Below are 12,911 nucleotides of genomic sequence, written 5' to 3' on the forward strand. Positions count from 1 at the left end.
TCAAATGAACAAGGGGGCAAAGTTGCCCCCTTGCTGTGCTACATGAGATGTGATTAACGACGGCCGAAGGCAAAGACGAGGGTGGTGTCTTCTTCATCATTACAAATATCTACAAGATCTGCTGCGGAGATCGCACCATTAACTACAGGCACTGCCTCACCCAAACCCGTAACAGACGTAGCTTGAGGAGCAACATTTAGCGCGATGTCGCCACACTGATCTGCTGGCACATCTGGCCATGAAAGCGTCGCCACATCATCGGCAGTACCAGTTAGCGCGATAGCACCAGCGCCGTTGTAACTATTCTTCGCCAATGTTCCATCAGAATTTGCAGGCAACAGAGCCAAACGCAGACCTGCGTCTGTATCCAAGCCTGTGTAGCCTGTGCTAATTCCAACCTTCTGTTTTGTTTCAGTGATGATCTCTGTCAACTGCTTGATGTTGTCCTGCACTTCGGTACGGCGTGCATTGTTCTGGAATGCAATGAAGGCTGCGGCAGCAACAATCGCTGCGATGATCAGGCCGATTGATACTTCAATCAGGGTAATACCGCTTTGTTTGCGGCGGGCATTCAGTGTGTGCGATGTAATCATTTTTGATTCCTCTCCGAAGGGAAATTGTGTAGTACATGTTGGCCCAAGTATTCCGTATATATACCAACAGACGAATTAATTGTAGATCAAATGCATGCTGTGTCAAGCACTTATTTCAACGCATGCGTTGCATTCTTTTCACAGGGTCCAGTTCCTCGGTCATGCTTTGGCTGATCGACAATTGCCCCACGTACAAAAACACCACCACAGCCGCAGCAACACTCAGTAACACGGCATTCAAACCCTTGGCGGTGTTGCCAATTTCATTGCGAATGTCTTCGCCACCTTCGGTGCCCAGTTGAATCAGAATTTTGTCGAACTGTGGGTTGTTGCGAATGGTGGTAGCCAGGCGGGCCAGTAGTTTCGGGCTCATCAGCCCTTTGCTAAATGCAGGTATGTAATCAGTAGGGGCCACGTTCAAGTGGTTCATGATCTTTTTCAAATGCCAGCGCATCCACGGGTCGGCATTGCGTTTCAGGGTGTCGAGTGCCGATGACAAAGTGGCTCCACTCTTTAGCAACACCGCCAGTGAAGTCACGAGCAAGCTGACCTGAAAATCGCGGTAAATGGAAAGTGGTAACAAGAACGGGGCAACCGGAAAGAGCAAGAAGCCCCAGCCCTGAGGCACCTGTTCCAATTTACTTCTCAAATTGCCTTTCCAGCGGGGTAGGGCATAAGTAAATGCGGCGATAGCACCAATAACACTGGCCACAATCAAACCGCCATGAGAGGCAACAATTTCCGACACAATTCGGACGGACATGTTGAACGGTGTCCACACCTCAGGCGGCGCCACTTTCACAATAATTGGAATGGATTGCGTGGCCAGCACGTAGCTGAAACCAGCCACACCGGGTATCAATACCATGGGCGGGAAAATGGCTTTCCAGATCACGCTTTTGGCTTCTTTCTGTGATTTAATCGCTGCGGCCAATGCACGCAAGGTGCCTGGTTTGTCTTTGGCTTCATCCACGGCGGCCAGCATCATGCGGTCGTTCTGTGGCATTACGGTGCCCAGAATTTGGCTAATCAAAAAGTCGTCGCCCAAACTCAGTTTGCGAACCATCAACTTCAAGGCCGCTTCCCGGCTGCTATTGCGTGTTCGCTTGTGGCGGGCAATTTTCAGTTCTTCTTCCAGAAAGGTTTTGAACTGTTCTTTGTTTTCAATCGACTTGGCAAGCTGCTCGTAAAATGCTTCGCGCTTGCCGCGAAAGTCCATCAAGTTGATGGCATTGAAAAAATTGCTGAGTTTCTTTTTGAATGTCATGTTCAGGTGTAAGCCGCAGTTTCGGCGCGGTCGGCGTCGTTCATGATTTCGAAACGGTCAAAGCTGTCAAAACGCTCGCAATGGCGCGGATCCACTTCACCCAGCAATGCCTTGTGCAAGGTGTGTTCAAACACAGTTTTTCCATCCATATTTTCGGATTTAAAGTTGCCATCCGATTTTGAACGGTAGTACATCATGGCTTCATAGTCTTTGCCCTGGCGAATCAGGTTTAGCCACTTCCGGTCGGGCGTCAAAATCTCGGCCACCACACTCAAACCCGCCGTGCCGCGGTGTTTACATTTGGGGCAGCCGCCTTGCTTTTTAAAGTAGAAAAGGTCTCGCTCCAGTTCAAACCGGCTTTCCAGTGTGTCGAGTATTTCAAGCACATGCTCAGAATCGGACATGCCCTGTTGGTACAAGCGACCTCCAATTTTGCAGTGTGGGCACAGCTTGGGTACCAAGGCCTGGTACACCAGCAGTGTCAAAATATTCGGGTTGGTCAGCACATCTCGACTCATACCGATTTCTTCGTTGGTCAGGCGCGGCACAATACCGGATATCAAATGCGCGTGCACCGTGCCGCAAGCCATGTGGCCGGTTTCAACAATTTGTTGCGCTGAAATTGCAGTGGCTGGGTCGCGAATTTCGCCCATCAACACGCAGCCCGGGTCGGCTCGCATCAGGCCAGCAACCACTTCAGCGTATTTGGCGGCTGAACCTTTGCGGTCAAGCAAATCACGCTGAATAGGAATTTGGTGCACGCCCCGCAGCGGGTATTCCACTGGGTCTTCAATCGAATAAAACGCATCCGTGCCATTGCCAGGGTGCGTTTCAATGAAAGTTTTCAGCGTGGTGGTTTTACCTGACCCTGTAACACCCGCAAAAATAATGGTTCCCGAGGGAGTGTTGGACGCACTCTTTAATTGCTTCATGTGCGAAGGGGCATAACCCAATTGCTCATAACTTAGAGTGGGTGCGTCAATATCGACATACAGCAAGCGGCACACCACCTTAATACCGGCCCAGCCCCGCATGGATTGATAACGCATGGCCACACGTTTGCCACCCACTTCGCGGGCGGCGATCATGCAGTACAGGTTTTCTCCCACCGAGAATTGACTGTTGCTGTTGGAACCCTTGCCCGATGCATTGTTGTAGGCCCAGGCCACGGCACGCTCTGCTTGCAGCGGGGTGTACACACCGCCTTGCTGGTCACGCAAAAATTCAAGTTCGCCATCCACGCGCAGCTTCACTTCGGCAATGTTGTTAACCACTTGCACGTGAATGTCAGTTGCGCGTTCCTGCACAGCCAATGCCACCCAGGATTCAAAAATTTCTTTGGCTTTTGATTGCGCAACAGCCGGGTCCTCTTCACCTTCAGCGTTGTCGATTTTGGTTCGGGAGTTCTCAATCAGGTGCTCGATTACGCCACCACCACAACCAATTTCTGGCCGCTCAAACGTGAATTTCTCGGCAATCAGTTTGCCGCGCAGGTGTGAAATGAAGGGCCGGATCTGTGCGAGTTTTTCCGCATCGTACAAAATGATGGCTCGCTTCACGCCGGTTTCAATGGCACACACATGTTTTTCAACAGCGGCGGGTAGCTTCAGCAAAGCCCCAGCACTACCGTCGGTCAGCACGCGCGAAAACGCGGGCAGTTCACTGAGTTTTTCAACTTTCAGTGATTTGTCCGCTTGCGTGGCCAACACATTCAGTGCCGGGTCTCTATTCATGATCAAAACCTCACTTGCGCACCCACGGAGACATGCTGCGTGTTGCCGTTGCTTGCGACCAATTCGAGTCCGTTGTGGGTGATTCTCTTGATGTTGAACTTGCCAAGTTGCTCACCTTCACGAAGTGTGCGTACGCTTCGACCTGCTGTTTGAATTTCAGCGGTCATTGCACCGGTTGTGCCATACACGCCGAGTACTGTGTTGGCTGAAACTGCAGGTGCTGTCTTGCTGGTGGCTCGCACCGGGGCTGCTGTGGCTGTACTTGGCGCAACTGCTGTAGGTGTGGGTGTTGCCAATGGTTTACTTGCCGTACTTGTTACACTTCCGCCAATTTTCAGCGCAGCTTGTAATTCTTCCCGCATGGCTTGTTCTTCTTGCAGCCTTTGAATTTCTGCCAGTGTTTTGATGTTCAACGGCACTGAAACCCCGTTGAGCTTGATGTTTTCAACGGGTGTGACTGCCGTTTTGTTCTCGGCCTTCGCTTCCACTTTGGGTGGTGCGGTGTCCTGCGCATGCAGGTTGTTCAAAGCCAAGGCTGCAAGCAGGCCGCCCAGAAAATGGTTAATACGCATAAAGTGCTCCCTTCAATGTCACCATCACAGCGGCATCCAGGTTTTTGGGTTCAATCTTCATTGAAATTTGGTTCCAGTAAATTCCGGAAGGGTATCGATCCAGAAAGTCCTTCATGAGGGTCAGGCTGCCAGTCACCTCAGTTGCATGCCGGTTGACCGACACATTGGGTGGAATGCTCTTGAAGCCAGTGGGCCAGGTTTGGCCTTGGGTGTCGACCTTGAACTGAATGCCCGCTTTTTGCCAGGCCTGTTGTTCCAGATAAAGCAACTCGCTGGCTTCTTGTTTCTTGGGCAAATCCTGCAGTTGTTGAATGCCCCGGGTGGCCATGTCGTAGGAGAAGGAGAACTTCAGTTTGTTGACGTCTTTGGGATCCGGGCTGCTTTGCTGATTGTTCAAAAAGCTCACCAACTCTTGTGTGTAGCCGCCCTGCGATTGCCACTGGCTGGTGCACTTACCCAGGTTGCACTGAATTCCTTCAAGCAGCCAGCCTCGTGCCATGAAAGGCTGCTCGCTCAACAGGTTCAGCATTTCAATTACATCGGTATTGGCCAGCCCCACATTGCGTTGATCAGTGGCCAGTTTTTTCAAATACTGCGGGGTTTGTATGCTTGACTGCGCCTGCTTCATGCGCTCTTCACGTGCGCTGGCTTCCAGGTATTCGTTGCCGCCATACGCACCGCCTGCCAACAACAGCACCACCGCAAGCATTGCCGAGGCCTTGATCAAATCGGTGGGTAAACCAATCAGCGCATGTTTGTTGCTGAAGTTACCCAAGCGGGCTGCAATGTCCAGGGGCAACGCACTTGGAAATAGCTCGGGTGCGTTGCTGTAAACATGGTATTCCGAACTTTCGATTGACCCATTGGTGTAGGTGTTCACTGTACTAAACACCTCGGCATCGCTGCCGATGATGTCCATGGTGGGCGCACCCTGTTCAATGACCACCAAGGCCATCTGACCTTTCTTGCTTCCTTCTTCTATGCGAATTGCATAGATGGCGTGTTCTTGTTCATTCTGTGTGGCCAACATGGCCGCCAGGCTGTACACCTGTCCGGTGCGTTCCTCATCCGAGATATCAGGATCGAAGTTATAAAGACCCAGGTATTCATTCTGATGGCCTTTGAGCAAAATATGCTTGGTGGCATCAATGCGGTCTGCATACTCCCGAATATCGGCAATCCGTTTGCTGTAGCTTGAGCGTGCCAGTGGCTGCCAGTTCAAGCCGGCAATGTAGGCCTTTTTCCCCAGCTGATGAACTACTGCAGACTGCTCAGCCATGGCGCATCTCCATGCTTACAGAACGACCGCGCGAACCAGAACGATGAAGTTCTCTCGCATGGTGGAAAGGTTGCGCGAACCGCCGGCCAGCAGTGGTGCTTGCTCGGTCAGTTTGCGCTCGGTGAAACCGGATACATCGCGGGACAGGCCTGTGATGGCCATCACTTCACCTGGGCGAAGTGCGATGGTGTACTGGTCAGAAATACTGCTGGTGTTGGGCGTTTGAACCCGTTGCAGGGTTTCGCCAGAGCCAGTGGTAATTTCCAGCAGGCTAGTGAGGTCAGACAAACTAATGCCCATTTTCAACATGATGGTGTTGTTGTCCAGAATGAAAGGCATGGCGGCAAATTGATCGCCAGTTGTAATTTCATCCGTGGTCAAGCCGGGCACACCTGTACCGCCACCCAAAGCACCTGAGGAGGCGGGTTTGGTTTCCGACAAATAACCCGTGGTGGTTAGCCTTGCCTTGCGTGCCCACTGCCTGTTCAATGCGACCAAGGAAATGGGGCGGTGTTGCACGTTGTCGCCAATTTCATTGAGGGCCTGCACAATGGCCGAGCTTGCGCCGAAACGTTGATTGGTCGGGCTGTTGGGTGGGTTTTGTCCAGGAATAAAACCTTGCAAGGCCTCAGGAATTGTCAGTGCTATGAGGCCTGCCTCGGGCGCCACCAGCGAGTCAGGCGACAACACACCAATGCCATAGCGCTGGGACAGGCTTCTGAAAAACACATCCCAGCTCACGCCCTGTTGGTCGTCTTTCTTGGACATGACCGAGTAAATATCAAGTTGTACATGCACCTGTTTCAGCATGTTTGCATTCTCGGCACGAATCAGATCCCGCACCTGGGTTTGCATGTCTCGGCTTGTTTTAACCATCACACGGCCCGTGCCTTCGGCCACGATCACTTCGGAACCGGGCACTGAGGCCACCATGCGGTTAATCACATCCAGAATACTCGCTTGTCCGTCAATTTTCCCTTTCTCGGACACGCTCAAATTCGAATTGCTTTGCACTTCATTGCCCCGCACCCGGCCTTGCGTACCGCTGCTCATGGCGTATTCATAACCATTGGGGAAAGAGGCCAGCTCATACATAGCGGTGGTGTAACGCATGATGACAATTGAGTTGTCGCGGTACTCCCAGGACAAGCCCAGTTTGTCGGTGGTGTTGTTTAAAAAATCAATCAGCGTACCGTCCCAGTTCATCGCCACAGCACCGACTGTGGCGCGGGGCGCCAGGGCCACACTGTCAACTGCGACTGGCGTGGAGGCCGGGGGTGCCGCTTCGGTTGGCGCGCTCACAGGTGGCAACTGGCGTGCACCCCGGCGTGGTTCGGCGCTGACCGGTGCGTTGAATACATCTTGTTGAATGCGAACGGGAATGCCGACCATTTGGGTCAAGCGGGCTGCCACCGTATTCAAATCCACGGGGCGGCCTTTGTCCGCAAAATTCATTTTATAGGTTTCATGGAAAATCGCGGGCAACTTGTCGTCGTCATTCACATGCACGAAGGTGCCGCCAATCCAGCTTTTGCTGGCGCGTTTCAGTACCTTCGCATTTTGTTGTTGCTTGGCTTGTTCTTCGGCGTATTGCCGACCACCACGAAAGGAACCGTTGGTTTGCAAGCTGGTGTTCACCTGCTCAACTTTGCGCAAGCCGTTGTCATTGTCAGCCTGTACTTCAGCCTTGATCTGTGGACCTGTGCAAGCTGCTGTTCCAAGGCTTAGCAATGCTGCAACAGCAGTGGATACCCATGTTCTGTTTGGTGGTGTCTTCATGTTTTATCGGCACTCTTCTTTTTGGTCGCCCAAGCGGGTAATGCGCAGCAATGGCGGTTCGTTGTTGTAAACACAGGCTTCCAAGGGGTATTCGCTGTTCTTGATTCCCGGTGTTTCAAGCACTTGTTCCACTGCATATTCAAACGTACCCGAGAAGGTGGTGCCCGCTGCAATCATCACGTAGCGGTCGGCATCCCAGCGGAAGGTGTAACCCGCTTCCTTGGCCCAGCGGCGAATGGCTTTGTCCAGCCTACCGTCTTCAACACGCAATTCCCATTGAATGGCACGCGGGGTCACCACCAGTCTTGCGCTTTCCTGTTTCACTGGCAGGGCAGCCAATTGCTCGGCTTCCCGAATCACTTTGGGCGGCAGGTCAACTATGAATACATCGGAGGATGGGGCTTGCATGGCCAGCTGTATGTTGCTGGTTTTGTTTGAAGTGGCGCTCGGGGATTTGGGTTCGAGGTTGGGCTGAGCAACCGCTACGAAGCTTCGGGCTTGCGGCAGGGGGTCTGGGGCGCTGTGCCTGGCCAGCTCAACATTGCGCGATAGCAACTCATCCGCGAAATAAGGAAGGTGGTCCTCATGTTTCTCTGCCACCATGGCGTGTGCGGGTGTCTTCATCGCAACTGTGGCACCTGTCTCCCCACTCGTTTCCCCGGTTGTATTCCATGCCATCAACACAATGGCTAGACCAAGAGCAAATTCCATATTCGTTTTACCTTCTTCGTATGGATCGGTTTTAAGCGAGTTTGCAAATTTTATTAATTCGAATATACATCAATATACGAAATATTTTCTTTTGCAGCAATCCCAAATTTCTTCTGCTGCGTCAGGGGGTTTTTGTCAGAGGCAAATCAATCTTGATAAATCGCGTCGAGCCATTGATTGCCTTCGTGCGGGCTGTAATGAACCAAAAGGTAGGCCGCTGTCTCAAGCACTGCAAGACTGCAGGCCTGTGCTTCGTCGAAGGCTTCCTGATTGATTGCGTCGTATTCGTAAATACACACTTTCAAGAGTTCGCCGATCAGGCGAGGAGTGGATTCGATGGTTTTTATTTTGGGGCGCAGTTCTGAATAGGCTTTCATCAGGCCACGGAAGTAGTGCCAGGTGGTGCCTTCAGTTTCGGCCAGGCCTCGAAGGATGAAAGACAAGCTCAGGTTCAAAAGGCCCGCGTCTTCGATGTGTGCAGCCAATTCGCTGTATTCACAGTCGCATGGATCGACTGGATGGTGAGCCCTGAAATATGCAATGTTATTTGCAATCGGGTTGTCGGAGGAAAGGCCTGCAAGCGCTGCTGCCGTACTCTCGAATGGCTTTGTTTGTGCGACCATGTTTTTATTGTTCACTCGTTGAGTTAATGAATACTTGCCCGAATTTATTGTGCGAACAAGTGTTGACTGAACAAATGTTTGAAAAAAATCACATTTTTTGTCATTTCATGTAACAGTACCTACAAAAATTGCGACAAATTCTAAGTATCCACATGAGGTGATCATCGAAGATCCATGATTTATAAAGGGATTAATTTCCTTTTATATTTCATTCTCGTGATAAGTTTGTTGCAAATTCCTGCAGTCCTCTCTGAGCTTTTCTCGGTCTTTTGCCGTTTCTAGATGTATTCAGAACCCTCCCACCCAGATTCCTCTCAATGTTCAACGAAAGCAATCACATCAAAGGGTGGGGGTGGGGGGTAAAAAGGGGGGTGTTATCGTGACAATACCACCCTAAAGCGGGGGCTACCGTGACGAACCTTCTCAATCGCTTCATTGATCTGCTCGAAGCGGTAGGTTTCAACGATGGGTTGTATGTTGTGCAAGGCTGCGAATTTCAGCATATCCGCGATAACACGTGGGCTGCCCACAGGTGAGGATGAAATGGTGCGTTGCTGCCCCATCAATCCAAACACGCCGATGTCCAAAGGCTCCAGTATTGCACCCAGAAAATGCAAACGCCCTTTGGGTGCCAGCGTAGCAATGTAGGCATTCCAGTCGAGTTTCACATTCACAGTCGACAAAATCAGGTCGAATGAGCCGGCCGCCTTTTTCAATGCGTCGGCGTCTTTGCTGTTGAGCACGTGGTGTGCGCCCATGCTTTTCAGTTCATCGGTTTTGGAAGAATCACTGCTAAATGCTGTTACCTCGCAGCCCCACGCTTTTAGAAACATCACTGCCATGTGGCCCAAGCCGCCCACACCAATGACAGCCACTTTGCTTTGCGGTGAAATATTGAATTGCACCAGTGGGTTGTACACGGTGATGCCACCACACAGTAGCGGGCCTGCTGTTACCGGGTTGACACCCGCGGGAATTTTCACAGCGCTGATCGCCTGTGCACGTACCTTGTCAGCAAACCCGCCATGGCGGCCAACAATTGTGCCTTTGGCCGTGCTGCACAGGTTGTGATCGCCGCCCATGCACATTCTGCAACTTTCGCAGTAGCCTGCATGCCAGCCAAGGCCCACGACATCACCCAAAGCAAGGTGGCTGACATGGCTGCCCACTTTGCTCACTCGGCCAATAATTTCATGGCCAGCCACCATGGGGTATTTGGCGCGGCCCCAGTCGTTGTCAAGCATGCTGACATCGCTGTGGCAAATGCCGCAGTGGTCGACATCAATTTCGATATCAAATGCGCCCAGTTCACCGGGGTCGTACTGATAGGGTTTGAGTGGGCCTTTGGCCTCGAAAGCTGCGTAAGCGTTGATCATGATGTCTCCTTGAGTTTGCTTGATGGTATTACACCTTCGACAGTAGTATGTAGGTGAAAGTAATAATCAGAACAATCAGGAGACAAGACTTGCAAACCCATCGCCGCGCCTGCCATTTGTGTGAAGCCATTTGTGGCCTGAAGATCGAGGTAGACAACAATCAGATTGTTTCAATCAAGGGCGATGAGCAAGACCCCTTTAGCCGCGGGCACATTTGCCCCAAGGCAGTGGCATTGAAGGACATTCAGGAAGACCCCGATCGTTTAAAGCACCCGGTTAAAAAAGTGAATGGGCAATGGGTAGAAACCACCTGGGACGACGCCATTGAATTGGCCTGCGAGGGCTTGTTTCAGGTGCAGCAAAAATATGGTGCCAACGCCGTGGGTGTTTACCAGGGAAACCCGAATGTGCACAACTGGGGTTTGATGACCCACAGCGCCAATTTTCTGGGTTTGCTGAAAACACGCAACCGTTTTTCAGCCACATCGGTTGATCAGTTGCCCATGCAACTGTTGGGTTACTGGATGTTTGGGCACCAATTGCTGATTACGATTCCCGATATTGACCACACCAATTATTTCCTCATGCTGGGTGCCAACCCGATCGCTTCGAACGGCAGCTTGATGACCGTGCCCGATGTGGCCAAACGCATCAAGACTTTGCAGGCACGTGGCGGAAAGTTGATCGTGATTGATCCTCGCAAAACCGAAACCGCCGAGGTGGCCGATGCGCATCATTTCATCAGGCCAGCCAGCGATGCGGCTTTTGTGTTTGCACTGATCAATACCATTGTTGGCGAAGGCTTGACCCGTATGGATCGCTTGGCCCACCACAGTGAGGGTTTGTATGCGGCGTTGGGTGCGATTTCAAAAGTGACGCCTGAAGTGGCGCAAGCCGAGTGCGGTATTGAGGCTGACACCATTCGCCAAATTGCGCGTGATTTTGCCAACGCCGGGAAAGCGGTTGCTTATGGGCGTATGGGTGCTTGCACGCAGCGCCATGGCACCCTAGCGCAGTGGGGTATTCAGTTGCTGAACTTTGTGACGGGCAACACCGACCGTGTGGGTGGTAGCCTGGTGGCCAACCCCGCGCTAGACCTGATCGCCGCGCCCAACAGCAAGCCCGGCAGTTATGGCCGCTGGCACAGCCGGGTCAGCCAAAAGCCTGAGGCGTTGGGTGAGTTTCCCAGTGCCATCATGGCTGAAGAAATTCAAACCGAGGGCGAGGGGCAAATCAAGGCCATGGTGACCATTGCCGGCAACCCGGTGTTGTCCACACCCAATGGCCAGCAGCTTGACAAGGCTTTGGCGGGGCTTGAGTTCATGGTGTCCGTGGACTTGTACATCAATGAAACGAATCGCCATGCGGATGTGATTTTGCCCACTACATCGCCTCTTGAGCATGATCACTACGATTTGATTTTCAATATTTTCGGTGTGCGTAACCAGGCCAAATACAGTGCCGCCACTTTGCCCAAACCACAGGGAAGCCTGGATGACTGGGAACTGATGGACAAGCTGGCAGCCTGCTACAGCGCAAAGATTGGCAAACCTTCGCGACCCTCCATGCCGCCGCAAATGATTCTCGACATGGGGTTGCAAATGGGGCCCTATGGCATGGCCAGTGAGCACAAGCTCAGTTTGGAAAAATTAAAGCAGCAAGCTGAGGGTATTGACTTGGGGCCGCTTAGCCCCAGTTTTCCAGACCGTTTGCAAACTGCCGACAAAAAAATTCAGTTGGCACCTGCAGAAGTGCTTCAAGCCGCAGCAAATTATGTCAACGATTTGTTGAATGCGAACCGACAGGCTGGCACAGAGATGATGCTGATTGGCAGGCGCCACATTCGCAGCAACAATTCATGGATGCACAACTCCGAGCGCTTGGTGAAAGGCAAGAACCGATGCACCGCGATGGTTAACCCGGCCGATGCAGCACGATTGCACTTGCAGGAGGGCCACAATGTGCGTGTGCGCAGCCGTGTGGGTGAAATTACACTGCCCGTAGAAATTTCAGACGATGTAATGCCCAGCGTGGTGAGCATTCCGCACGGCTGGGGCCACGACAAAACCGGGGTTCGTTTGCAGGTGGCTGCGGCGCATGCAGGTGTAAGTTGTAACGATTTGACCGATGAACAGTGGCTGGATGAACCCAGTGGAAACGCCGCAGTCAACGGCGTGCCGGTCACCTTGATTCCAGTCGCGCAATAGTTTTTAGGCCGACTGAAAATCAGTTGGCCTTTCTTTCCCACACAGTCATTTCTGCAATACTGTGCTGGTATTTGCGGGCTGTTTCCCGAATCACAAACGGAACATTCAATGGCTCGCGAATCAATTTGAAATGGGGTGCGAGCACCGCTTGCATGCCATCCCGCATGGTTTTGGGTTTGCCATTTTCTTCAATGCCGCCAATCCAGTTTTGCTTGGGGGTGTACTCGGTCAACAAGGTGTAGGGCGAGCTGATCACCAGCAAGCCGCCAGGCACAATGCGCTTTGGCATGTCGTTTAAAAACTCGGTGGGGTTGTTCACCCGGTCAATCAGGTTGCCTGCGAATATCAGGTCATAACCCGTGTGTTCCGCACCCAGCCTGCAGGCGTCGCCTTGCGAGAATTCAACACGCAGGCTGCACTCGCTGTAATTGAAATCAGCAAGCGACAGTTGCATGGCCCTGCCCAAATCACCCTCATCGTGCAAAAAGTAATTCAGCGCATTGCCCTTTTGCAAGGCTTGGGCGGCGTCGATGAAACGTGCGGAAAGGTCAACACCCACAGCGGCATCAAACCCCAAAGCCAACTCGAAGGTACTTCGTCCAACTGCACAGCCTAGGTCCAGCGCTTTGCGGCGTGGCCGATTGCCCATGAATTCCATGCAAAGTTGAGCGCAGCGCACTGGGTAATTGGGAACATCAAAATAGTCGACGCCGTAGTGAAAGGCCAGGTACTGGTTTAATAGCTCGTCGGTTTCGTAATAATTGGTCATAA

General features: G+C 52.1%; 11 protein-coding genes. 1 reads left to right on the top strand and 10 read right to left on the bottom strand.

The features are described from left to right. Nucleotides 1-53: 53 nt before the first annotated feature. From PY990_RS13075 to ahr, 9 genes are all read right to left on the bottom strand, one after another. A complete protein-coding gene (locus PY990_RS13075; RefSeq protein WP_275271969.1) occupies nt 54-593 on the bottom strand; it encodes a type 4 pilus major pilin in 540 nt (179 codons plus the stop codon). 115 nt (nt 594-708) lie between these two features. Beyond that, on the bottom strand, nt 709-1,860 hold the full coding sequence (locus PY990_RS13080; protein ID WP_275271970.1) for a type II secretion system F family protein: 1,152 nt from the start codon (nt 1,858-1,860) through the stop codon (nt 709-711). A gap of 2 nt (nt 1,861-1,862) precedes the next feature. Further along, a complete protein-coding gene (locus tag PY990_RS13085; RefSeq protein WP_275271971.1) occupies nt 1,863-3,593 on the bottom strand; it encodes a GspE/PulE family protein in 1,731 nt (576 codons plus the stop codon). Between the two features lie 2 nt (nt 3,594-3,595). After that, a complete protein-coding gene (locus PY990_RS13090) occupies nt 3,596-4,165 on the bottom strand; it encodes a hypothetical protein (RefSeq protein WP_275271972.1) in 570 nt (189 codons plus the stop codon). Continuing rightward, nucleotides 4,155-5,444 (bottom strand): type 4b pilus protein PilO2, encoded by a 1,290-nt coding sequence (gene pilO2, locus PY990_RS13095; protein ID WP_275271973.1) that lies wholly within the window; start codon nt 5,442-5,444, stop codon nt 4,155-4,157. The genes PY990_RS13090 and pilO2 overlap by 11 nt, the downstream gene beginning before the upstream one ends. Before the next feature lie 15 nt (nt 5,445-5,459). After that, a complete protein-coding gene (locus PY990_RS13100; RefSeq protein ID WP_275271974.1) occupies nt 5,460-7,223 on the bottom strand; it encodes a type II secretion system protein GspD in 1,764 nt (587 codons plus the stop codon). A gap of 3 nt (nt 7,224-7,226) precedes the next feature. After that, nucleotides 7,227-7,934, bottom strand: a complete 708-nt coding sequence (locus PY990_RS13105; protein ID WP_275271975.1) for a TcpQ domain-containing protein — start codon at nt 7,932-7,934, stop codon at nt 7,227-7,229. A 146-nt stretch (nt 7,935-8,080) separates the two neighbouring features. Next, nucleotides 8,081-8,557, bottom strand: coding sequence for a hypothetical protein (locus PY990_RS13110; protein WP_275271976.1), 477 nt, complete (start codon nt 8,555-8,557; stop codon nt 8,081-8,083). A gap of 374 nt (nt 8,558-8,931) precedes the next feature. Next, nucleotides 8,932-9,933 (bottom strand): NADPH-dependent aldehyde reductase Ahr, encoded by a 1,002-nt coding sequence (gene ahr, locus PY990_RS13115; RefSeq protein ID WP_275271977.1) that lies wholly within the window; start codon nt 9,931-9,933, stop codon nt 8,932-8,934. A gap of 89 nt (nt 9,934-10,022) precedes the next feature. Between ahr and PY990_RS13120 the strand changes: the two genes are divergently transcribed. Continuing rightward, the gene (locus tag PY990_RS13120; RefSeq protein WP_275271978.1) at nt 10,023-12,140 is read left to right on the top strand and encodes a molybdopterin oxidoreductase family protein; all 2,118 of its coding nucleotides are present in this window, start codon (nt 10,023-10,025) and stop codon (nt 12,138-12,140) included. Between the two features lie 19 nt (nt 12,141-12,159). Here the strand turns inward: PY990_RS13120 and PY990_RS13125 are convergent, their stop codons facing one another. After that, nucleotides 12,160-12,909 (bottom strand): putative 4-mercaptohistidine N1-methyltransferase, encoded by a 750-nt coding sequence (locus PY990_RS13125; RefSeq protein ID WP_275271979.1) that lies wholly within the window; start codon nt 12,907-12,909, stop codon nt 12,160-12,162. Nucleotides 12,910-12,911 lie beyond the last annotated feature (2 nt).

The organism is Limnobacter olei, from assembly GCF_029087225.1.
Classification (GTDB): domain Bacteria; phylum Pseudomonadota; class Gammaproteobacteria; order Burkholderiales; family Burkholderiaceae_B; genus Limnobacter; species Limnobacter olei.